The 25,060-nt window shown below is 75.0% G+C and carries 6 protein-coding genes; 4 read left to right on the top strand and 2 right to left on the bottom strand.

Annotation, left to right across the window (positions count from 1 at the left end; all coding sequences use genetic code 11):
- Positions 1–10: 10 nt before the first annotated feature.
- Positions 11–538: a hypothetical protein gene (locus OG338_RS00555; protein WP_405935406.1), complete on the top strand. Its 528-nt coding sequence runs from the start codon at positions 11–13 to the stop codon at positions 536–538.
- Positions 539–577: 39 nt separating this feature from the next.
- Here the strand turns inward: OG338_RS00555 and OG338_RS00550 are convergent, their stop codons facing one another.
- Both OG338_RS00550 and thpR read right to left on the bottom strand, forming a co-directional pair.
- On the bottom strand, positions 578–1,138 hold the full coding sequence (locus OG338_RS00550) for a hemerythrin domain-containing protein (RefSeq protein WP_405935405.1): 561 nt from the start codon (positions 1,136–1,138) through the stop codon (positions 578–580).
- Positions 1,139–1,277: 139 nt separating this feature from the next.
- The gene (gene thpR, locus OG338_RS00545; RefSeq protein WP_405935404.1) at positions 1,278–1,907 is read right to left on the bottom strand and encodes an RNA 2',3'-cyclic phosphodiesterase; all 630 of its coding nucleotides are present in this window, start codon (positions 1,905–1,907) and stop codon (positions 1,278–1,280) included.
- A gap of 558 nt (positions 1,908–2,465) precedes the next feature.
- Here thpR and OG338_RS00540 point away from each other — a divergent pair.
- The 3 genes from OG338_RS00540 (at position 2,466) to OG338_RS00530 (ending at position 24,967) form a co-directional block, all read left to right on the top strand.
- The gene (locus OG338_RS00540; protein WP_405935403.1) at positions 2,466–2,684 is read left to right on the top strand and encodes an MbtH family protein; all 219 of its coding nucleotides are present in this window, start codon (positions 2,466–2,468) and stop codon (positions 2,682–2,684) included.
- A gap of 399 nt (positions 2,685–3,083) precedes the next feature.
- Positions 3,084–17,432: an amino acid adenylation domain-containing protein gene (locus OG338_RS00535; RefSeq protein WP_405935402.1), complete on the top strand. Its 14,349-nt coding sequence runs from the start codon at positions 3,084–3,086 to the stop codon at positions 17,430–17,432.
- Entirely contained in the window at positions 17,429–24,967 is a 7,539-nt protein-coding gene (locus OG338_RS00530; protein WP_405935401.1) for an amino acid adenylation domain-containing protein, read from the top strand. The genes OG338_RS00535 and OG338_RS00530 overlap by 4 nt, the downstream gene beginning before the upstream one ends.
- The last annotated feature ends 93 nt before the right edge of the window (positions 24,968–25,060 follow it).

The following is a 25,060-nucleotide window of genomic DNA, read 5'->3' as shown; positions in this document are numbered from 1 at the left end:
GGACGCCCCGATGCCCGCAGACCTTGCCCCGCTCATCGCCGCCACCACCCAGTGGCTGACGCGCGCGTTCCCGGCCGGCGGGGGCCCGCTCACCGCCGCCCTGGCCGAGGCGCAGGCCCGCCAGGCCGTCACGGTCGCCACCTGGCTCCGCTACCCGACCGGCCTGGACGCCGCCCTCGTGGTCCTGACCGGCCCCGGCGGATCAGCCCGCCTGGACGAGGTCACCGGCGGCCACGGCCGGGCGGCGGCCGGTCCGGCGGACCTGGCCTGGCGCAGCTGGGTGGACGAGGTCGTCGCCAGCTGGGCCGCGCATCTGCTCACCGCGCCCGACGCGGCGAAGGAGGCGGTGAAGGCGCTCGACGAGACCGAGCACGGGGTGACCGGCCCCGCCGAGTTCCGCCGCCTGACCGCGCCCAGCGCGCACGACCTGGCCGCCACCGCGCTGCTGCGCCACCCCGACCTGCTGGAGCCGATAGCCCGCCTCCACCACGCGGACCTGCTCGACCGGCTGCGCCTCGGCCCGGCCCGGGCCCGCTGAGAGCGGGGGAGGCCGGGGCGCTGAGGGTGCCGGGGGGTTTCAGCCCTTGCCGCGGCCGCTCAGCAGATCGCGGGTCCGGTCGACCAGACCGGCGCCGGGGCCCAGGATCTTGTCGCCGGGCGGGGTGTCGGGCATGGCGGGGTGCGGATGTGCCGGGGCGGTCTGCTTCGCCGCGCGCACCTTCTCGCCCAGCCGGTCCAGGATCTCCGGGGAGACGGCCGCCGCCAGCAGCGGGAAGAGCCGGTTCTCCTCGTCGCGCACATGCTTGGTCACCTCAAGCCTGAGCTGCGCCACCAGGTGGTCGAACCGCGGGTCGTCCGCGGGCAGCCCCTCCAGCTCCTTGAGGTGCTGCTCCACCCTCGCGTGGTCCTCCAGCTCCTCGTCGGCCATGTCGTCGCCGTCGTCCACATACCGCCGGACCACCGGGTAGAGGTGCGTCTCCTCCGCCACGGAGTGCCGGACCAGCTCGACCGTCAGCTCGTCGGCGAGCTTCCTGCGCTGCTCGTCGCCGACCGGCTGAGCCTCGATCCTCGCGAACAGTTCGTCTGTCTCGCGGTGGTCCGTGGTGAGCTCCGCGATCACGTTCCCGCCGTGTCCCATGAGTGCAACCCTCTCCGCTTGTGTGGTGCGAGCCCGAAGTCAGCTCACCGTTCCACAGCGGTACCCCCGAACCTCACCAACACACGGAGCCGCGCCCCACTCCGGTCAGGCTGGCGTAACGGCCCGGGCGGGCTCGTCCTCAGGGACGCGCCGGCGGCGCGGCGACGCCGGAAGCCGTGCCGAGCGGCCACGCCTCGATGTCGCGGTAGCGGATCGGCCCGGGGCCGTTCCCCGCGTTGCTGCCGACCAGATGCAGGCGCTCGGCGGGCCACGGGCGGCCCCGGAACTCCGTGAGTAGCGCGGCGATCTCGCCGGCCGACGTGTGGTCGCCCCGGCGCACCCGGGCGAGGGTCAGATGGGGGCGCAGCGGCCGGTCCTCCAGGGCGATCCCGCAGTCGCGGACCACGGCCCGTACGCTGTCGGCGAGCCGGTGCAGTCCGTCGAGGTTGCCGGCGATCCCGCTCCACGCCACCCGCTCGTCGAACGTGCCGCCGCCGTGCAGCGCCAGCCGGGGCGCGGGGCGGGCCGCGGCGAGGGCGGCGAGCGGGGGACGCAGCAGCGGGACGGTGTCCACCGGGAGCGCGCCCAGGAACGCCAGGGTGATGTGCCAGTCCTCCACCCGGTTCCACCGCACCTGCGGATGCGTCGCGTAGGCGGGGCGCAGCTCCCGGGCCAGCTCGTCCTTCGCCGGGTCGGGCGGAGCGAGGGCGATGAACACGCGCACGGTCGCGGGCGGGGTCTCTTCGGTCACCCGGCATTCGTATCGCATGCGGGGCCGGCCGCCCCCGCCGGGTGGCCGCCCGCACCACGGTCCGCATATTACGCAGAGTGAGGGGAATGGCCATTGATTTCAAAAGGGGCGCGCACCCGGCGCACGGGAGCGCGATGTGTTCGGCGCGTGCCCGTGGATGAGGGGGTGTACGCCGGCGCTTATCCGAATGTGCGCGGGTCGTATTTAGTAAAATGCGAACAATCGGGACACCGGGTGGCTGAAAATTTCCGGGGGAGCGGGCTTGGCATATGTCTCCGGCCGGCCTTCCCGTACGGCGCGGTCGTAGGGGCTGATAAGTAATGGGCCGAATTCGACTCTTGGGCTGTCGGTGGTCCTCTATGGTGATTGGCGTGAACGGGCGAAGCCGGATGACCGGCCGGCCATCGGCGTCGCGCCGGTATCCCGAGGCGTAACGTATCTCCGGCCCATGCGGCTGGACTTGCGCGGTGGGGGCGGGGTGATCCGGTGGCGGGGGAGCGGTGAATCCGTGCGGCGGGCCCGCATATATCTGAAGAACATGCGGTGGCATGTGGGAAAACAAGTGGGGGGACAGTCGTGACCAATCCTTTCGATGACGAGTCGGGCCGGTTCGTGACGCTGGTGAACGCCGAGGGGCAGTATTCGCTGTGGCCGGCGCACATCGAGGTTCCGAGCGGCTGGGACGTCGGCGGTCCGGAGGGTTCGCGACAGGAGTGTCTCGACGCCATCGAGGCCGCGTGGACGGACATGCGGCCCGCCGGCCTGGTCCGGGCGATGGAGGCCGACGCCGGGTAGCGCGGCGCGCGGGCCTGTGAGCGGCCCCGGCCCGCAGTCCGCACGCGATCCATTCGATCGGCGCCGTTTTCATCCGGGCAAAATCGATCAGTCATGAATAGCGATCGATCATGCTTCGGTGAGAAATGTTCATGCCGCTGTCATGCGGCTTTATTTCCTCATTGATGGACTGCGTCGATGGACTGCGCGTCGGCCTGTCCTCGGTAAGCGAAGAAAACCGAGCCCGCTCCCGGTTTTCGGATCGGGAAGCCGGTCCCGTGGTGCCCGATGCCAGGGGCCGGTGACGTTCTCCCCGCTTTTCACCCGCCCGTTGTCGGCCATGGACGCCGCACCGGCACGACCGGCTTCGTCCTGCCCTCTTCGTCCCCCCGAAAGCTCTCCCCGAAGGTGTGTCCCGGCATGCGCGAAAACGGCTCTGTCTCCCCGGAATCTGCTCCCGAAGAGTTCTTCGGGACGACCGCAGCCCAGCAGGGCGTCTGGTACGGGCAACTCCTCGACCCCGGCAGCCCGAAATACAACGTCGGCGAATGCTTCGAGATCCGGGGCGACCTGGACGAGGCGCTATTCGCCGCCGCCGTCGACCGGGCCTGCGAGCTGTGCGACAGCCTCAACCTCGAATTCGTCACGGAGGGCGACACCCTCCTCCAGCGCGTCGTCCGCGAACCCGGCGCCCGCCGGCTCCGGATCGTGGACGTGTCCGGGGCCGCCGACCCCGCCGCCGAGGTCGAGCGCTATCTGGCGACGGACATGGCCACGCCCGACAGCCTGCGCCGCCCCCGCCACCACATGGCCCTGCTCCGCGCCGGCGACCGGCTGTCCTACTGGTACGTCCGCTTCCACCACATAGCCGTCGACGGCCTCGGCGGCGCCGTCTTCACCCGCGTCGTGGCCGACCTCTACGGACGCGCGGTACGGGGCGAAGACCTCGCGGAGATCACGCCGCCCGCCGCGCCGCTGCGCGAACTCGTCGCCGACGAGACGGCCTACCGGGAATCCGGCCGCCACGACGCCGACCGCGCCTACTGGACCGCCAGGTTCGCGGACCCGGCCACCGAAGCCACCGGGGACGACGACGCACACAGCGGCCGGACGCTCATCCGCCGCCGCACCGACCTCCCCGCAGCAGCGGCCGACACACCGGCGGCCGACGCACCGGCGGCCGACGCACCGGCAGGCAACCCGCCGACGGCCGCCGCACCCACCGGACCCGGCCCATCCGGCCTGCGGCTGCACAACGGCGAGTCCCTGTCCGCCGAAGTCTTCGCGGACCTGCGCCGGCTCGCCGCCGCCCACCGCACCACGTGGAGCGCCGTCCTGGTCGCCGCCGTCGCCGCGTACACCGCCCGGGTCACCGGCACCCGCGAGGTCACCGTGGGCCTCGCCTCCAACGGCCGGCACGGCGGGCTGCGGCACATCGTCGGCATGACCGCGAACATCCTGCCGCTGCGCCTGACGCCCACCGGCAGCATGACCGTCGGCGAGCTGGTCCGCGAGGCCGCGGCCGAGATGCGCGGCGCCCTGCGGCACCGCCGCTTCTCGCGCGAACAGCTCGCCCGCGAACTGAACACGGGCGACGACCCGGTCCGCCTCACCGGCATCGTCGTCAACATCATGGGCTACGACTACGACCGGGACTTCGCCGGAATCCCCGCGCCCTCCCGGGTGCTGTCGGTCGGCCCGGTGGACGACGTGTCCCTCTTCGTCTCCGAACGGGCCGAGGGCAAGGGGCCGTTGATCGGGTTCGACGCCCGCCCCGACCTCTACCGCCCCGAGGACGTCCGGCTGCACGAGCAGGCCGTCGTGTCCTTCGTCTCCGCCCTGGCCGCCGCCGACCCCGGCCTGCCCCTGCGCGACCTGCCGCTCGTGGACGAGGCCACCGCCCCCGCCCTGCGCGCCCAGGGGCTCGGCACCGAACTCCCCGAGCGGGCCGTCGCACGGACCCTGCCGGAGGCGTTCCGCGACCAGGCGCGCCGCACCCCGGACGCCCCGGCCGTCGTGGACGGGACGCACACCCTCACGTACCGGCAACTCGAACAGGCGGCCGATGCTCTGGCGGGTGCGCTGACCGGCCGGGGCGTCGGCGCCGAGGACGGCGTCGGGGTGCTCCTGGGGCGCTCGGCCGCCGTGCCGGCCGCCACCCTCGCGACCGTCGCCGCGGGCGCCGCCTACGTCCCGATGGACGCGGCCTGGCCCGCCGAACGGCTCGGCCGCGTCGCCGATTCGGCCCGCGTCCGCGCCCTGATCGCCGACGAGCGGACCGCCCGCGAACCCTGGGTCCGCGAGGCCGCCGCCCGACTGCCGCTCCTCGTCGTGGACGCGCGCGGCCGGGTGCTCGACGGTGCGCCGGAACGGCCCGGACCGCTGCCCGGGATCAGCAGACCCGACCGGCTCGCGTACGTCATGTTCACCTCCGGCTCCACCGGGCTGCCCAAGGGCGTCGGCGTCACTCACACCGACGTGCTGGCCCTCGCCGCCGACAGCGCCTGGACCGGAGGGGTGTCCGACGCGGTCCTCATGCACTCCGCGTACGTCTTCGACGCCTCCACCTTCGAGCTCTGGGTGCCGCTCCTCAACGGCGGCCGGGTGGTCGTCGCCCCCGGCGGCGTCCTGGAGGCGCGCACCGTCCGCGAGACGGCGGAACGGCACGGCGTCACCGCGCTGTTCCTCACGACCGCCCTGTTCAACGCGATGGCCGAGGCGGACCCCGCCGTCTTCGCCGGACTGCGCCTGGTCGCCGCCGGCGGTGAGGCCGCGACCCCCGGCCTCATGCAACGCGTCGCCGCCGCCTCGCCCCGCACCCGCGTCCTGCACGTGTACGGCCCCACCGAGACCACCACCTTCGCCACCCGGCACCCCGTCACCGCCGGCACCCCCGGCGTGCCGCCCATCGGCCGCCCGCTGGACGGGATGGGCCTGTACGTCCTCGACGGCGGCCTGGACCTGGTGCCGCCCGGTGTGGTGGGGGAGCTGTACGTGAGCGGGCACGGCGTCGCCCGCGGCTACCGGGGCCGCCCCGCGCTCACCGCCGCCCGCTTCGTCGCCGACCCGTACGGTCCGCCCGGCAGCCGGATGTACCGCACCGGCGACCTCGTGCGCTGGACCGCCGCCGGAGACATCGAGTACGCCGGGCGCGCCGACGGCCAGGTCAAGCTGCGCGGCTACCGCATCGAACCGGCCGAGACCGAACACGCCCTGCTCACCGACCCCGACGTGCGCGGTGCCTGCGTCCTCGTCCGCGAGGACACCCCCGGCGACCCCCGGCTCGTCGCCTACGTCGTGCCCGCCCCCGGAGCCCGTGCCGACACCGCCGCGCTGGCCCGCCGCGTCGGGCGCACGCTCCCCGCGTACATGGTGCCGTCCGCCTTCGTCGTCCTCGACGCCCTCCCCCTCAACCCCAACGGCAAGGTCGACCGCCGCGCCCTGCCCGCGCCCCGGACCGCCACCGGCAGCGGCCGGGCGCCGCGCACCGCGTACGAGGAGGTGCTCGCCGGGCTGTTCGCGGACGTGCTGGGCGTGAGCGCGGTCGGGGTGGACGACAGCTTCTTCGCGCTGGGCGGCCACTCGCTGCTCGCCACCCGGCTCACCGGCCGGGTCAGGGCCGCCCTCGGCGTCGAACTCGCCCTCGCCACCCTCTTCGACCACCCCACGGTCGCCGCCCTGGCCGCCGCCCTGGACACCGCGGGCGCCACCCGCCCCGCCCTCGTACCGCAGACCCGGCCCGAGGTGCTGCCGCTGTCCTTCGCACAGCAGCGCCTCTGGTTCCTCAACCGGTCCGAGGCGCCCGGTGACAGCTACAACGTCCCGCTCGTCCTGGAACTCGACGGACCCCTCGACGCCGGGGCGCTGCGCGGCGCCCTGGCCGATGTGGCCGTCCGGCACGAGAGCCTGCGCACCGTGTTCGCCGAGCACGACGGCGTCCCCTGCCAGCGGATCACCGACCCGGACGCCGCCGCGACGCTCGTCCCGCTCACCGTCGAACAACCCCCGGCGGTCGGGGACGCGGACGGCTGGGAGGCGGAAACGGTACGCCGTCTGAGCACCGCACCCTTCGACCTGAGCCGGGACCCCGCCGTCCGCGCCCATCTGCTCCGGCACGGGCCCGCCCGGCACGTCCTGGTCCTCGTCCTGCACCACATCGTCGCCGACGGCTGGTCCCTCGCCCCGCTCTGCCGCGACCTCTCCGCCGCCTACCTGGCCAGGACCGAGGGCACGGGCACCCCGGACTGGGCGCCGTTGCGCGTGCAGTACGCCGACTACACCCTCTGGCAGCACCGGCTGCTCGGCGACGACGGCGATCCGGACAGCCTCGCCGCCCGGCAGACCGCCTTCTGGCGGGAGACGCTGCGCGGCGCCCCCGGACTGCTCGGCCTGCCCCTCGACCGGCCGCGCCCCGCCGTGCCCAGCCACCGGGGCGCCTCCGTCCCCTTCGACCTGCCCGCCCCGGCGCACGCCGCGCTCGTCCGGCTCGCCCGCACCGCCGGGTGCACGCCGTTCATGGTGCTCCAGGCAGCCCTCGCCGTGACGCTCGGCGCCCACGGCGCGGGCAGCGACATCCCGCTGGGCACCGCGGTGGCCGGGCGCACCGACGAGGTCCTGGACGAGCTGGTCGGTTTCTTCGTCAACACCGTCGTCCTGCGCACCGACCTCTCCGGCGACCCCGCGTTCCGCGAACTCCTCGACCGGGTCAAGCGGTCCGACATCGCCGCCTTCGGCCACAGCGACCTGCCCTTCGAACGGATCGTGGAGGCCGTCAACCCGGAACGGTCCGGCGACCACCACCCCCTGTTCCAGACGATGCTGGTCCTCCAGAACCAGGACCGGGCCGAACCGGAACTGCCCGGCATCACCGTCCGCGACCGCTCCCGGCACCACGGCGGCAGCAAGTTCGACCTCACCTTCTCGCTGACCGAGACCACCGAGACCACCGGCGGCCCGGAGGCCGAGGAGGCCGCCGGTGGCATCGGCGGCTACCTGGAGTACGCCACCGACCTCTTCGACGCCACCACCGCCCGCGCCCTCTGCGCCCGCTTCGCCCGCGTCCTCACCCTGGCCGTCACCGACCCCGGCCGCCCCATCGGCGACCTGGACCCCCTGACCCCGGCCGAGCGGGACGCCCTCCTCGCCCGGGGACACGGCGCACCCCGGCCCCTGCCGGTGCGCACCGCCCCCGAAGCGGTCCGGGAACAGGCCCTGCGTACGCCGGAAGCCGTCGCCGTCCGCGACGCGCACACCCACCTCACCTACGCCGAACTCGACGCCCGGGCCGACGCCCTCGCCCACACACTGCGCGAGCGAGGCGCGGGCCCGGAGACCAGGGTCGCCATCGCCGCGCCGCCCTCCGTGCACACCGTCGTCGCCATGCTGGCCGTGCTGCGGTCCGGCGCCGCGTACCTGCCGGTCGACCCCGGCTACCCGCAGGCCCGCATCCGCCACATGCTGGACGACGTGCGCCCCGTCCTGGTCCTCACCAACGGCGGCGTACCCACCGGCGACATCCCGCGACTCGCCCTCGACGCCCCGCGCCGGCCCGCCGCTCCGCTCCCGCACACACCACACCCGGCGGACCCCGCGTACGTCATCCACACCTCCGGGTCCACCGGCCGCCCCAAGGGTGTGGTCGTCACCCATGGCGCCCTGGCCAACCACATGGCCTGGATGGCGGAACATCTGACGGTCACCCGGAAGGACCGGGTCCTCGCGAGGACGTCCACCAGCTTCGACGCCTCCGTGTGGGAGGTGTGGCTTCCCCTGATGTACGGCGCCGAGGTGTGCGTACTGCCGTCCGGAGCCAACACGGAGCCGGACGCGCTGGTCTCCTGGATGAGCCGATTCGGTGTCACCGTCGCCCAGTTCGTCCCCTCGCACCTCGCGCTCGTCCTGTCCGAGGCGGCCGGCGCCGCACCCCTGCCCGGTCTGCGCGCCGTCCTCTGCGGCGGGGAGCCCCTGCCGCGCGCCCTCGCCGAGGAGACGGCCGCGCTGTGGCGTACCGAGGTGCACAACCTGTACGGCCCGACCGAGGCCACCATCGACGCCACCGCCCACCGGGTCCCCGCCACCCCGGACACCCCGTACGAGACGGTGCCGATCGGCCGGCCCGTCGACACCATGCGCGCCTACGTCCTGGACCACCGGCTGCGGCCCGTCCCGCCCGGTGTCACCGGGGAGCTCTACCTCTCCGGCCCCAACCTCGCCCGCGGCTACCTGAACCGGCCCGCGCTGACCGCCGCCCGGTTCGTCGCCGACCCCTTCAACGGCACCGGCGCCCGCATGTACCGCACCGGCGACCTGGCCCGGTGGAACGCGGCCGGGCTCCTCGACTACGTGTCCCGCGCCGACGACCAGGTTAAGCTGCGCGGCTTCCGCATCGAACCCGGCGAGATCGAGGCCGCCCTGCTCGCCCGCCCCGGGGTCACCGCCGCCTGCGCGGTGATCCGGGAGGACGCGCCGGGGGACCGCCGGCTCGTCGCCTACGCCGTCACCACGGACGAGGGCCCGCGCCCGGCCGCCCTGCGCGACGCCCTCGCGGAGGCGCTGCCGCACTACATGGTGCCCGCCGCCGTCGTCGTCCTGGACGAACTGCCGCTCCTGCCCAACGGCAAGACGGACCGGCGCGCCCTGCCCCGCCCCGACGCGCAGGCCGCGCCCACCGCCGAGGGCCCCGGCGCGCCCGGCCCCCGCGAGGACCTGCTCGCCGGGATCTTCGCCGAGGTGCTGGGCCGCCCCGGCGTCGGCCGGCACGACGGCTTCTTCGACCTGGGCGGGCACTCGCTCCTCGCGATGCGCGTCGTCAGCCGGGTCCGCACGGTCCTCGGCGCCGACCTCGCCGTACGCACCCTGTTCGAGCACCCGACCGTCGCCGGGCTCGCCCGGGCCCTGGACACCCGGGGGCGGTCCCGCCCGCCGGTCCGCCCCGTGGCCGAGCGGCCCGACCCGCTGCCCCTGTCGTACGCACAGCAGCGGCTCTGGTTCCTGAACCGGCTCGACGGGCCCAGCTCCTCGTACCACATCCCACTGGTGCTCGACATCGACGGGCCGCTGGACACCGACGCGCTGCGCGCCGCCCTGCTGGACGTTGTGGAGCGGCACGAGGCGCTGCGCACGGTCTTCCCCGAACGGGACGGCGTACCGCACCAGTTGGTGCTGCCCGCCGAGGCCGTCGCGCCCCGGCTGCCCGTGGAGAGCACACCACCGGCCTGGCTGGAGGCGGCCGTCACGGAGGCCGTGGGGGAGCCGTTCGACGTGGCCGCCGATCCGCCGCTGCGGGCCAGGCTGCTGCGCACCGCGCCCGGCCACCACGTCCTGGTGCTGGTCCTGCACCACATCGCGGGCGACGGCTGGTCCCTCGCCCCGCTCGCCCGCCAGCTGGGCGACGCCTACCGGGCCCGCCTCGCCGGGCGGGAGCCCGAGACCGGAAACGGAATCCAGTACGCGGACTACACCCTGTGGCAGCACACCGTCCTCGGCGACCCGGACACCCCCGGCAGTCTCCTGCGCGAGCAGCTGGACCACTGGCACACCGCGCTCGCCGGCCTGCCCGGGCTCATCGACCTGCCGCTCGACCGCCCGCGCCCGGTCACCACCGACCCCTCGGGCGCCGTGCACGCCTTCGACGTACCACCCGCGCTGCACGCCGAACTCCTGCGCGTGGCCAGGGAGTCGGGCACCACGCTGTTCATGGTGCTCCAGGCGGCCGTCGCCACCCTGCTGCACCGGCACGGCGCGGGCGACGACATCCCGCTCGGCACACCCGTCGCCGGCCGCACCGACGAGGCGCTGGAGGACCTGGTCGGGTTCTTCGTCAACACCCTCGTCCTGCGCACCGATCTGTCCGGCGCCCCCACCTTCGGTGAACTCCTCGGGCGTGTGCGGGACTTCGACCTCGCCGCGTACGCCCACCAGGACGTGCCGTTCGAGCGGCTGGTCGAGAGCGTCAACCCCGTGCGGGCCCGCAACCACCACCCCCTGTTCCAGACCATGCTGGTCCTCCAGAACCAGGACGCCGTACGTCCCGGACTGCCGGGGCTCGACGTCGAGGACCGGCTCGTCCACAACGGCCTGAGCAAATTCGACCTCACCTTCGCCTTCGGCGAGGAGCGGGCCGGGGGCGGACTCACCGCCGGGATCGAATACGCCACCGCCCTCTTCGACCGCGCCACCGCCGAAGCCCTGTCGGCGCGCCTGCTGCGGCTGCTGGAACAGGTCGCGGCCGACCCCGCCCGGCCCCTCGCGGACTACGACCTGCTGACACCGGACGAGCGGACCCGCACCGCGCACTGGGGCACCGGCCGCGAACTGCCCGCCCCCGCACCGGACACCACCCTGCCCGCGCTCTTCGCCGCGCAGGCCCGCCGCACCCCGGACGCCGTGGCCGTGACCGGGGACGGCGCCACCCTCACGTACACCGCACTCGACACCCTCTCGGCGGACCTGGCCGGCGCCCTCGCCGCACTCGGCGCGGGCCCGGAGACCGGCGTCGGCGTGCTGCTCTCCCGGTCACCGGCCGTCGTCTCCGCATCCCTCGGCGCGGTGCGGGCCGCCGCCGCGTACGTCCCGATGGACGCGCGCTGGCCCCGGGAACGGCTCGACCAGGTCGCCGAAGTCGCGGATGTGCGGGTCCTCGTCGTGGACGAACCGGCCGCCGCGTCCGCCTGGGTGACCGGGGCCGCCCACCGCATCCCGGTCCTCGTCGTGGACCGGACCGGCCGCGTCCTGCGCGGCGCGCCCCCGGCACCCGGCAGGCCGGTCCCCGTACCGGGCCCGGACACGCTCGCGTACGTCATGTTCACCTCCGGCTCGACCGGGCTGCCCAAGGGCGTCGGCGTCAGCCACGCCGACGTGGCGGCGCTGGCCGAGGACTCCGCCTGGCACGGCGGCGCGGCCGACGCCGTCCTCATGCACTCCGCGTACGTCTTCGACGCGTCCACCTTCGAGATGTGGGCGCCCCTCCTGCGCGGCGGCACGGTCGTCGTCGCACCCGAAGGCGTCCTGGAGGCCCGGACGCTGCGCGACGCCGTACGCGAACAGGGCGTCACCGCCGTCTTCCTGACGACCGCTCTGCTCAACGTCATCGCGGACACCGACCCCGGCGCCTTCGCCGGACTCCGGCTCGTCTGCGCGGGCGGCGAACTCGCCTCGCCCGACGCCATGCAACGCGTCGCGGGCGCCGCGTCCGGCGTCCGCGTCCTGCATGTGTACGGCCCCACCGAGACCACCACCTTCGCCACCCGCTACGACGTCGCCGCCGATCTGCCGGCGGGCCCGCCGCCCATCGGCCGGCCCCTGGACGGCATACGGCTGTACGTGCTCGACGGCTCGCTCGGCTCCGTCCCGGCCGGTGTCACGGGCGAGCTGTATCTCGCCGGGCGCGGCGTCGCCCGGGGCTACACCGGGCTGCCCGCCCTCACCGCCACCCGGTTCGTCGCCGACCCCTTCGACCCGGACGGCGGGCGCATGTACCGCACCGGCGACCTCGTGAAGTGGACCCCGGACGGGCAGATCGCCTACGTCACCCGCGCCGACAGCCAGGTCAAGCTGCGCGGCTACCGCATCGAACCCGGCGAGATCGAATCCGTCCTCGCCTGCTGCCAGGGGGTCGCCGACTCCTTCACCGTCGTACGCGAGGACATCCCCGGAGACCGGCGGCTCGTCGCGTACGTGGTGCCCGCCGGAGCCGTCCGCCCCGACCCCGCCGACCTGGCCGAAGCCGTCGCCCGGTCCCTGCCCGCCTACATGGTGCCCGCCGCGTTCGTCCTGGTGGACGCCCTGCCGCTGACCGTCAACGGCAAGGTGGACCGGCGCGCCCTGCCCGCGCCCGAACAGCACGCCGCGCCGCGCGGGCGCGCCGCCCGCACCGCGCGCGAGGAGATCGTCTGCGGGCTCGTCGCCGACGTCCTCGGCCTCCCGGCCGTGGGCGCCGACGACGACTTCTTCGCCCTGGGCGGCCACTCCCTGCTCGCCACCCGGCTCGTCGCCCGCATCCGGACCGCGCTTGCCGTCGAGCTCCAGGTCAAGGCGGTCTTCGAGCACCCCACGCCCGCCGCGCTCGCCGCCGCCCTCGACGAGGCCGGGACCGCCGCCCCGCCGCTGACCCGCGCACCGCACCGGCCGGACCCGCTGCCGCTGTCCTTCGCGCAGCAGCGGCTGTGGTTCCTCAACCGGTTCGAGGACCCCGGCCCCACCTACAACGTGCCGCTGGTGCTGCGCCTGGACGGGCCGCTCGACGCCCCGGCGCTGGAACGCGCCCTGATGGACGTCGTGGACCGGCACGAGAGCCTGCGCACCGTCTTCCCCGAGACCGGCGGCGTGCCGCGCCAGCTCGTCCTGGGCACCGGCCACGCCGACCTGGACCTGACCCCCCGGCAGATCCACCCGGACGACCTGGACGAGACACTGGCCGCCGAGGTGGCGCACGCCTTCGACGTCACCGCGGACCTGCCCGTACGGGCCAGGCTGCTCGGCCTCGGCGCCGAGTCCCATGTGTTCGTCCTGCTCGTCCACCACATCGCGGGCGACGGCTGGTCGCTCGCCCCGCTCGCCCGCGACCTCGGCGACGCCTACCGCCGCCACCGGGGCCCCGGCGAGGCGCCCGGACGGCCGGAACTCCGCGTCCAGTACGCCGACTACACCCTCTGGCAGCGCACCCTCCTCGGCGACGAGAACGACCCCGGCAGCCGGGCCGCCCGGCAGCTGGACTTCTGGCGCACCGCCCTGGCCGGCAGCCCCGGACTGCTCGCCCTGCCCCTGGACCGGCCGCGCCCCGCCGCCCTCACCCACCGGGGCGACGCCTTCGCGTTCCCCGTGGACGCCGGCACCCACCGGGCGCTCGCCGAGCTGGCCCGCGCCCGGGGATGCAGCCTGTTCATGGTGCTCCAGGCGGCCCTGGCCGTCCTGCTCTCCCGGCACGGGGCCGGCGAGGACATCCCCCTCGGTACCGCCGTCGCCGGACGCACCGACGAGGCCCTGGACGATCTGGTGGGCTTCTTCGTCAACACCCTCGTCCTGCGCACCGACCTGACCGGCGACCCCACCTTCGGCGAAGTGCTCGACCGGGTGCGGGCGTTCGACCTGGCCGCCTACGCCCACCAGGACCTGCCGTTCGAACGGCTGGTGGACGCCCTCGCCCCGGCCCGGGCACAGGACCACCACCCGCTTTTCCAGGCCATGGTCGTCCTCCAGAACCAGGCGGACACCACGCTCGGCCTGGACGGTCTCACCGTCACCGAGCAGCCCGTGCGGACCGGGATCAGCAAGTTCGACCTCACCTTCACCTTCACGGAGACCCGCGACCCCACGGGCCGGCCCACCGGGCTCGACGGCAACCTGGAGTTCGCCACCGACCTCTTCGACCTCGCCACCGCACACGCCCTGGCCGCCCGCCTGACCCGGCTGCTCGCCTCGCTCGCCGCCGACCCCGACGGACGCGTCCGCACCGCTGCCTTCCTGGACCCGGCCGAGCGCGCGGCGCTGGACCGGGCCGCCCCCGGGCCCGTCCGCCCGGTCCACGCCCGGACCGCCCCCGAGGCGTTCCGCGCCCAGGCCGCCCGGACCCCCGGCCGGATCGCGGTCCGGGCCGGTTCCCAGCAGCTCACCTTCGCCGAGCTGGACGCCCGCTCCGACGACCTGGCCCACCACCTCCACGACCGGGGCGTCGGCCGCGGCGACCTCGTCGCGCTCGCCGCCGAAGGCACCGCCGACCGGGTCGTCGCCATGCTGGCCGTCGCCAAGGCCGGGGCCGCCTGCCTGCCCGTCGACCTGGACTACCCCGAGGCCCGCGTCACCCACATGCTGGACGACGCCCGCCCGGCCCTGTTCCTGGTCCACGACGCGGCGCGGGCCGCCCGGTTCGCGGCCGTGCCCCGCCTCGCGCTCGGCGACCGGTCCGCCTGGCCGGCCGGACGCGGAGCCCCACCGGCCGCCGCGGCACCGGGCCCGGACGACGCCGCGTACGTCATCTACACCTCCGGCTCCACCGGCCGGCCCAAGGGCGTCGTCGTCACCCATGGGGCGCTCACCAACCACATGGCCTGGATGGCCGGCCACCTCGCCCTCACCGACGACGACCGCGTCCTCGCCCGCACCTCGCCCAGCTTCGACGCCTCGGTGTGGGAGACCTGGCTTCCTCTGCTGCACGGCGGCGCCACCTGCCCCGTACCGGCCGCGCTCAACCATGACCCGGCCGGGCTGCTGGCCCGGATGCGCGACGAGGGCGTCACCCTCGCCCAGTTCGTGCCCTCCCACCTCGCACTCCTGCTCACCGAGACCGGGCCCGACGCGGCACCCCCGGCGCTGCGGGCCGTCGCCTGCGGCGGCGAGCCCCTGACCCGCGCCCTGGCGGCCCGGGCCGGCCGGGCCTGGGCGGCCGAGATACACAACCTCTACGGCCCGACCGAGACCACCATCGACGCCACCGCCCACCACGTCACCGCCGGGGGAGAAGAGGGCGGCGTCCCGCTCGGCCGCCCCGTCGACAACACCCGCGCCTACGTCCTGGACACCGCGCTCCAGCCCGTACCGCCCGGAGTCACCGGCGAACTCCACCTCGCCGGCGACGGTCTCGCCCGCGGCTACCTCCACCGCCCCGGGCTCACCGCCACCCGCTTCGTCGCCGACCCCTTCGGCCCGGCCGGCAGCCGCATGTACCGCACCGGCGACCTGGTCCGGCGCGACGCCGACGGACTCCTGCACTACGTCTCCCGCGCCGACGACCAGGTCAAGCTCAACGGCTTCCGCGTCGAGCCCGGCGAGATCGAGGCCGCCCTCACCGCCGTCGACGGCATCACCGCCGCCTGCGCCCTCGTCCGCGAGGACCGGCCCGGCGAACGCCGCCTGGTCGCGTACACCGTGGGCGCCCGCCCCACCGACGGCGCCCTGCGCACCCGGCTCACCACCGAACTGCCGCCGTACATGGTGCCCGCCGCCTTCGTGGCCCTGGACGCGCTGCCGCTCCTGCCCAACGGCAAGACGGACCGCGCGGCCCTCCCCGCACCGGAGCGCCCGGACACCGCCCGGCCGGGCCGGGCGCCGCGCACCGCGCCCGAACGCGTCCTGTGCGAGGCGTTCGCCGCCGTACTGCGCGCCCCCGCCGTCCGTACCGACGACGACTTCTTCGCGCTCGGCGGCGACAGCATCCTCTCCATCCAGCTCGTCAGCCGCGTCCGGGAAGCCGGACTGGCCGTCACCCCCCGGGACGTCTTCGTCCACCGCACCCCCGAGGCCATCGCGGCCGTCGCCGCACCGCTGGACGCCGCCACCCGCGAACCGGACGGCCACGGCACCGGCACCATGGCACCGACCCCCATCGCCGCCTGGTTCCTCGAACGCCCCGGCACCACCGACGGCTACAACCAGTCCGGAGTGCTGAGCACCCCCGCCGGGGCCGCCGAGGACACCCTCGTCGCCGCGCTCCAGCTCCTCGCCGACCACCACGACATGCTCCGCCTGCGCGTCACCCGCACCGCCGGGGGCGACCCCGCACTCGAAGCGCTGCCGCCCGGCGCCGTCACGGCCCGGCACCGCTTCACCCGTATCGACATCGCCGGACTCGACGCCGACGCCACCCGGGCCGCGCTCACCGAAGCGGGCGAACGGGCCCGCAGCCGCCTGCGGCCCACCGCCGGAGCCGTCTTCGAAGCCGTCTGGGGCGACGCCGGACCCGGGGCGCGCGGCCGGCTGCTCCTCGTCGTGCACCACCTGTCCGTCGACGCGGTCTCCTGGCGCATCCTCGCCGACGACCTCGCCCACGCCTGGCAGGTGGTCACCGGCACGGCAGCCGCGCTGCCCGCCACCACCACCTCGTACCGGCGCTGGTCCCGGCTCCTCACCGAACAGGCCCACACCCCGGCCCGCACCGGCGAACTGCCCCTGTGGGAGGAAACGCTGAGGACCCCCGACCCCCAGCTCGGATACCGGCCGCTCGACCCCTTCCTGGACACCGCCGACGGCACCCGCACCCTCACCACCCAGCTGCCCGCCACCTGGACGAAACCCCTCCTCACCACCGTCCCCGGCGCCTTCCACGCCGGAGTCGACGACATCCTGGTCACCGCGCTCGCCCTCGCCGTCGGCACCTGGCGGGGCCGCCCGGAGACCGCCGTCCTGCTCGACCTGGAGAGCCACGGCCGGGAACAGCTCACCGACCACACCGACCTGTCCCGCACGGTCGGCTGGTTCACCAGCCTCTACCCCGTCCGGGTCGATCCCGGCCCGCCGGACGTCCGCGACCCGGCACGCTTCGGCGCCTCGCTCGTTGAACGTGCAGTGAAGCGCGTCAAGGAACAGCTGCGCGCCGTCCCCGACCACGGTGTCGGCCACGGCATGCTGCGCCATCTCAACCCCGTCACCGGCCCCCGCCTGGCCGCCCCCGCACCTCAGATCGGCTTCAACTACCTGGGACGGTACGCGGCCCCAGGCCGGACGGCGGCCGGCGACTGGGACGTCCTGCTCGACGCCGGCGGGCCCCGCGGCCAGGACCCCGACATGCCCGTGCACCACGTCATCGACATCAACGCGCACACCGAGGACCTGCCGGAAGGCCCCCGCCTGGTGGCCCGCTGGACCTGGCCCAGCGACCTGCTGAAGGAGGAGGACGTGGGCGCACTCGCCGACGCGTTCCACCGCGCCCTGCGCGCCGTCGCGGAACACGCCGAACAGCCCGGAGCAGGCGGCTACACACCGTCCGACCTTCCCCTGGTCTCGCTCAACCAGGCCCAGATCGACCGACTTCAGAACAAGTGGGGTGGACGCAAGTGAACGGGTTCCAACTGGAGGACGTACTCCCGCTGACCCCGCTGCAGGCCGGGATGTACTTCCACGCCCTGTACGACTCGCACGCCGTGGACGTCTACACCGCGCAGTTCGTCTTCGACCTCGAAGGCCCCGTCGACGTCGCGACGCTGCGCGCAGCCGTCGCCGGACTGCTCCGCCGCCACGCCAACCTGCGCGTCGGCTTCCTCCACGAGGACCTGGACGAACCCGTGCAGGCGGTCGCCGCCGAGGTCCCCGTACCCCTGGAGGAACTGGACCTGACCGGCGCCGACGAGGTGCCCGACCGGCTCACCGCCTTCCTCGCCGCCGACCGCACCCGCCGCTTCGACCTGGCCACCCCGCCCCTGATCCGGTTCACCCTGGTACGGATCGGGCCGGACCGGCACCGCCTGGTCATGACGAGCCATCACATCCTGTTCGACGGCTGGTCCCTGCCCCTGCTCGTACGGGAGCTCTTCGAGCTGTACGCGGCGGGCGGCGACGACAGCGCACTGCCGCGCGTCACCCCCTACCGCGCCTACCTCGTCTGGCTCTCCCAGCAGGACCGCGCCGCCGCCCTCGACACCTGGTCCGCCGCCCTCGCCGGCATCGAGGCGCCGACCCTCCTCGCGGAACGGGACGGCCCCGACGGCGCCGCCGAACTCCCCGAGACGCTCGTCCTCGACCTGGAAGCGGCCGTGACGTCCCGGCTGCGCGAGACGGCCCGCGCCCACCGCCTCACCCTCAACACCCTGGTCCAGGGCGCCTGGGGCCTGCTGCTCGGCCACCTCACCGGGCGGTCCGACGTGGTGTTCGGCACCACCGTGTCCGGGCGCCCGCCGGAGCTGCCCGGCGTCGAGTCCATGGTCGGCCTGTTCATCAACACCGTGCCCGTACGCACCGGCGCGGCGCCCGGCGAGACCCTGGCCGAGTACCTGACCCGGCTCCAGGCCGAACAGGGCCGGCTCCTCGACAGCCAGCACGTGGGCCTCAGCGACATCCGGGGCGTCACCGGCCTGGACGAACTCTTCGACACCCTCGTCGTGTTCGAGAACTACCCGATGGACGCCGAGGCCCTGCACACCGCCCAGCGCGGACTGCCCGGCCTTGCCGTCACCGGCTTCAGCGGAACCGACGCCGCCCACTACCCGCTCACCCTCACCGTCGCCCCCGGCGACACCCTGAGGATCACCTTCGGCTACCGGGCCGCCGTGCTCGACCGCCAGGAGGTGGCCGAGACCGTCTCACGCATGCGGCAGCTGCTGACCGCCATGGCCCAGGACCTCGGCCGGCGCGCCGACACCGCGCCCTTCCTCCTCGACGGCGAACGCGAGGAACTGATCGCCCGGGGCACCGGCGCCGCACTCCCCGACGGCACCACCGCCCTCAGCGTCCCGGAGACCGTCGCAGCCCGCGCCGCCCGCCACCCGGACGCGGTGGCCGTCTCCGGAGCCGGCGAGCAGCTGACGTACGCACAGCTCACCGGCCTCGCCGACCGGCTCGCCGCCGCCCTGACCGGGCTCGGCACCGGGCCCGAGGACGGCGTCGGCATCCTCGTCGCCCGCTCCGCCGCCACCGTCACCGCCTCGCTGGCCACCCTGCGCGCGGGCGGCGCCTATGTGCCGCTCGACCCCCGCTGGCCCACCGAACGCCTCAACCGGGTCACCGACGTCGTCCCCCTGCGCGTCCTCGTCGTGGACGAGACGACCGCCGACCTGCCGTGGGTCCGCCAACTCGGCCCGGACACCGCCCTGCTGACCGTCGACCGGGCCGGCCGCGTCCTCACCGGCGGCCCCGCCACCCCCGGCCCGCTCCCCGCCGCACCGGGCGGCGACCGGCTCGCGTACGTCATGTTCACCTCCGGGTCCACCGGACTCCCCAAGGGCGTCGGCGTCAGCCACGGCGACATCGCCGCGCTGGCCGCCCACCACGGCTGGGACGAGGCCGCCGACGCCGTCCTGCTGCACTCCGCGTACGTCTTCGACGCCGCGACCTTCGAGCTCTGGGCCCCGCTGCTGCGCGGCGGCCGTGTCGTCGTCGCCCCGGACGGCCCGCTCCAGCCCGACATCCTGCGGGACCTGGTGACCCGGCACGGTGTCACGGCCGCCTTCCTCACGACCGCCCTCTTCAACGTGCTGGCCGAGACCGACCTCGGCTCCCTCGGCCTGCTCCGCCTGGTCGCCGCCGGCGGCGAGGCGGCCGCGCCCGGGGTCATGCAGCGCATCGCCGCCGCCCACCCCGGCACGACCGTCCTGCACGTGTACGGCCCCACCGAGACCACCACCTTCGCCACCGGCCACCACGTCGGCCCCGACCACACCCCCGGCGGCGCCCCGCCCATCGGCCACCCGCTCGACGGCATGCGCGCCTACGTCCTGGACGCCGCCCTGAGCCCCGTGCCACCCGGTGCCGAGGGCGAGCTGTACCTCGCGGGCCCCGGCGTCGCCCGCGGCTACCTCGGCCGGGCCGCCCTCACCGCGACCCGCTTCACCGCCGACCCCTTCACGGCCGACGGCACCCGCATGTACCGCACCGGCGACCTGGTGCGCCAGGACGCCGACGGCACCGTGATCTACGTCGCCCGGGCCGACCAGCAGATCAAGCTGCGCGGCCACCGCATCGAACCCGCCGAGATCGAAACGGTCCTGCGCGACCACCCCGCGGTACGCGCCGCCTGCGTCCTCGTACGCGAGGACCTGCCCGGCGACCGCACCCTCACCGCCTACGTCGTCCTCGCGCCCGGCGAGACACCGGACCCCGGACTGCTCGCCGCCCACGTCGGCCGGCTGCTGCCCGCCTACATGGTCCCGGCCGTCATCCAGCCCCTGGACGTCCTGCCGCTGACCCCCAACGGCAAGATCGACCGCAACGCCCTGCCCGCGCCCACCGTGCCGCGCACGGCGGCCGGCCGGGCCCCGCGCAGCGCCATGGAGGAGATCCTGGCCGGGCTGTTCGCCGATGTGCTCGGCGTGGACCGGGTCGGCACCGACGACAGCTTCTTCGCGCTGGGCGGCCACTCGCTGCTCGCCACCCGCCTCGTCGGCCGCATCCGCACCGCCCTGCACACCGAGACCGACATCCGCACCCTGTTCGAGCACCCCACCGTCGCCGCGCTCGCCACCGTCCTGGAAGGCGCGGAGGGCGGCACCCGCCCCCCGCTGGTCCCGCAGCCGCGCCCCGCCGAACTCCCGCTCTCGTACGCCCAGCAGCGGCTGTGGTTCCTGCACCGGCTCGACGGGCCCTCCGCCACGTACAACATCCCGCTCGCCGTACGCATCGACGGACCGCTCGACCCCGATGCCCTGTGCACCGCCGTCGCCGACGTCATCGCCCGGCACACCGCCCTGCGCACCGTCTTCCCCGAGGGCGAGAACGGGCCGTGCCAGCAGATCACCGCACCCGGCGACGTCGTCATCCCGTTCGCCATGGAGAGCGCCGAGGAGGCCAAGCTGCGCCACCGCGTTGCCGCCGCCACCGCCGAGGCCATCGACATCGAACGCAGCCTGCCGCTGCGCGCGACCCTGCTCCGCCTGGCCCCCGACGCCCACGTCCTGGTGCTCGTCGTCCACCACATCGCCGCCGACGGCACCTCACTGCCGCCCCTCGCCCACGACCTGGGCCTCGCCTACCGCGCCCGCGCCCGGGGCGAGGAACCCAACTGGGCTCCGCTGCCCGTCGACTACGCGGACCACACCCTCTGGCAGCGCGACCTGCTCGGCGACGAGAAGGACCCCGACAGCCTCGTCCGCCGGCAGCTCTCCCACTGGCGGCACGCGCTGGACGGGCTGCCCGAGGCGATCGAACTCCCCTGGGACCGGCCGCGCCCCGCCACCTCCCGGCACACCGGCGCCACCCTCGGCTTCTCCGTCGACCGCGCCACCACCCGCCATGTCACGGAGCTGGCCCGCTCCTGCGGTTCCAGCGCCTTCATGGTCCTCCAGGCCGCCCTGGCGACCGTCCTGTCCCGGCACGGCGGCGGCGAGGACATCCCCCTGGGCACCGCCGTCGCCGGACGCACCGACGAGGCGGCCAACGGTCTCGTCGGCTTCTTCGTCAACACCCTCGTCCTGCGCACCGACCTCTCCGGCGACCCCACGTTCCGTGAACTCCTCGCCCGGGTCCGGGAATTCGACCTCGCCGCCTACGCCCACCAGGACGTCCCCTTCGAGCGGCTGGTCGAACTCCTCAACCCCGCACGCGCCCAGAGCCACCACCCGTTGTTCCAGACCATGCTGGTCCTCCAGAACCAGGCGGCCGCCGCCATCGACCTGCCCGGCCTCACCGTCACCGGGGTGCCCGCCGAGGCGGAGGTCAGCAAATTCGACCTGTCGTTCGCGCTCACCGAGACCTACGACGACACCGGCGCCCTCGACGGGATGCGGGGCACCGTCGACTACGCCACCGAACTCTTCGACGCGCCCACCGTCCAGGGCCTCACCGACCGGCTCGTCCGGCTGCTGGCCGCCGTCACCGCCGACCCGGACCGCCCCCTGCACGCATACGACCTGCTCACCCCCGACGAGCACCACCGCCTCACCGCCCTCGGCACCGGGCCCGCCGACGACCTGCCCGCGACCACGGTCCCCGCGCTCTTCGACGAGTGGGCCCGGCGCACCCCCGACGCCCCGGCCGTCCGCGACGCGCACACCACCCTCACCTACGGCGAACTCGACGCCCGCGCCAACACGTTGGCCGGCCATATCACCGCGCTCGGGGTGGGCCCGGAGGACCGGGTGGCCGTCGCGCTGCCCCGGACGTCCGAACTCGTCGTGGCCCTGCTCGCCGTCCTCAAGGCGGGCGCCGCCTATCTGCCGCTGGACCCGGACTACCCGGCCCAGCGCCTGGCGTACATGCTGGACGACGCACACCCCCGCCTGCTCCTCACCACCCCGGAACTCCACCGCCGCCTGCCCGAACACCCGGTGCCGCACCTGTACACCGACGGCCTCGGCGCGAGCGGCGCGGCCCCCGCGCCCGGCCGCGTCGACCCGGCCAACCCGGCGTACGTCATCTACACCTCGGGCTCCACCGGCCGCCCCAAGGGCGTCGTCGTCACACACCGGGGCGTGCGCGCCATGGCCAGGACCCAGAGCGAACGGCTGCGCGTCGGACCGGGCAGCCGGGTGCTGCACATGGCGTCCGTCAGCTTCGACGCCGCGTTCTGGGAGCTGTGCATGGGGCTGCTCACCGGCGCCTGCCTGGAGATCGACACCCGCGACGCCCTGCTGCCGGGACCGGCCCTCGCCGGACTGGTCCGCGACCGGGGCGTCAGCCACCTCACCATCCCGCCCGCCGCCCTCGCCGTGATGCCCCCGGACTCGCTGCCCACCGGCCTCACCATGGCCCTCGCCGGAGAGGCGTGCCCGCCCGCCCTCGTCCACGCCTGGGCCGAGGACCGCTTCCTCGTCAACGCCTACGGCCCGACGGAGACCACCGTCTGCGCCACCATGAGCGCCTTCCAGCACGCGGAAGGCCCCCTCGCCCCCGACCGCACCGTCCCCATCGGCACTCCCGTCGACGGCACCCGCATCCATGTCCTGGACGACCGGCTGGCGCCCGTGCCGCCCGGTGTCACCGGCGAGCTGTACGTTGCCGGGGAGGGCGTCGCACGCGGCTACCACGGCCGGGCCGCGCTCACCGCGACCCGCTTCGTCGCCGACCCCTTCGACCGCGCGGGCGGCCGGATGTACCGCACCGGGGACCTGGTGCGGTGGACGCCCGACGGCCGCCTGCTCTACGTCTCCCGGGTGGACGACCAGGTCAAGCTGCGCGGCTTCCGTATCGAACTCGGCGAGATCGAGGCCGCGCTCGCCTCGCACCCCGGAGTCTCCGCAGCCTGCGTCACCGTCCGCGAGGACCGCCCCGGCGACCGGCGCCTCGTCGCCTACACCGTCGCCGCCACCGGCGAGGCCGCCCCCGGCTGGGCCGAGCTGCGCGCCCACCTCGCCGCCACCCTGCCCGAACACATGGTCCCCGCCGCCCACGTCCGGCTCGACACCCTCCCCGTGACGCCCAACGGCAAGACCGACCGGCGTGCGCTGCCCGCTCCGGAGAGCCCGGCGGCGGCCGGCGGGCGGGCCCCGCGCACCGCCCGTGAACGCGCCCTGTGCGAGGTGTTCGCGCAGACCCTCGGCGTGCCCGAGGTCGGCGTCACCGACGACTTCTTCGCGCTCGGCGGCCACTCCCTGCTCGCCGTCACCCTGGCCCGCCGGATCGGGGAGCGCTGCGGGGTACGGCCCTCCCTGCGCGCCCTGTTCGCGACGCCCACCGTCGAGGGCGTCGACCGGCTGCTCGGCCGGGCGCCGGGGGAGGAGGAGCAGGAGGCGGCGGCCCCGGACTTCGCCGCCGAGGTGCGGCTCGCGTCCGACATCACGGCCGGGCGCCGGGACCCGGGGGAGCGCCGGGGCTCCGGGGAGCGCCGTCCCGCGCGCCCGTCCGCGCGGCCTCTGCTCACGGGCGCCTCCGGCTTCCTCGGCGCATTCCTGCTGCGCGACCTGATCGAGGCCACGGACGCCCCGGTCGACTGCCTGGTACGGGCCGCGAGCCCGGACAGCGCGGCCCAGCGGATCCGGGCCAACCTGGAGCACTACGGCCTGTGGCAGGCCCGGTACGCGGACCTGATCCACCCCGTCCCCGGCGACCTCGCGACCCCCGGCCTCGGCCTCGATCCCGGCGAACGGACCGCCCTCGCCCGGCGCCTGGGGCCGGTGCTGCACAACGGGGCACGCGTCAACTTCGCCGCCCCGTACGGTGATCTGCGCGCGCCCAACGTGGGCGGCACCGAGGAACTGCTGAGGCTCCTCGCGGACTCCGGCTCGCCCGGCCTGCACTATGTCTCGACCACCGGTGTGTACGCCCCGTCGCGCGGGACGGACCCCGCACCGCTCACCGAGTCGTCCCCGGCCGGTCCGGCGGACGGTCTGCCCGACGGGTATGCGCAGAGCAAGTGGGTCGCCGAGCAACTGGTGGGCCTCGCCCGCGAGCGGGGCCTCCCGGTGACCGTCCACCGCCCGGGCCGTATCAGCGGCGACACCGCCACAGGGGCCTGCCAGGACCGGGACCTGCTCTGGCAGCTCATCAAGGGCTGCCTCCAGGCCGGTGCGGTGCCCGGTCTGGCGCACGGCACGACGGACTGGGTGCCGGTGGACTACGTCAGCGCCGCCGTGGTCGCCCTCAGCACCGCCGAACGGCCCGGGGCGCCGGCGTACCACTACACCAACCCGGACGCGCCGGGCCTGGACCGCGTCTTCGAGGCGGCGGCCCGCCTCGGGTACGGGCTGCGCCCCGTGACCCCCGAGGAGTGGCGGGACTGCGTGGCCGAACACCCGGACAACGCGGCGCAGTTGTTCCTGGGCGACGACGGCGGGACCGGCGAGGACGAGGCGGACCACCGCCGCTTCGACTCCGGCCGCACGGCCCGGGCGGCCGCCGAGGCGGGGGTGCGCCAAGCCCCTCTCACCGACGAGGTTCTGACGCGCTATCTGACGTACTTCCAGGTCACGGGCTTCCTTCCGGCCCCCGGAACGCTCCCGGAGGCGTAAAAGATCGCCAACCGTCAGGTCCCCGGCAATTCGCATACAACCATCCGTGCTCCCCGGAGGTCCCATCAAGTGGGAGCAAAACACTCCTGGAGC

Source organism: Streptomyces sp. NBC_00726 (assembly GCF_045161735.1).
Lineage (GTDB): Bacteria > Actinomycetota > Actinomycetes > Streptomycetales > Streptomycetaceae > Streptomyces.
Note: the sequence above shows the minus strand (reverse complement) of the source record. Positions and strands in the feature narration are given on the sequence as shown.

Coding starts and splice junctions, on each gene's coding strand:
- OG338_RS00555 (WP_405935406.1), top strand. CDS start 11: ATGCCCGCAGACCTTGCCCCGCTCATCGCCGCCACCACCCAGTGGCTG.
- OG338_RS00550 (WP_405935405.1), bottom strand. CDS start 1,138: ATGGGACACGGCGGGAACGTGATCGCGGAGCTCACCACGGACCACCGC.
- thpR (WP_405935404.1), bottom strand. CDS start 1,907: ATGCGATACGAATGCCGGGTGACCGAAGAGACCCCGCCCGCGACCGTG.
- OG338_RS00535 (WP_405935402.1), top strand. CDS start 3,084: ATGCGCGAAAACGGCTCTGTCTCCCCGGAATCTGCTCCCGAAGAGTTC.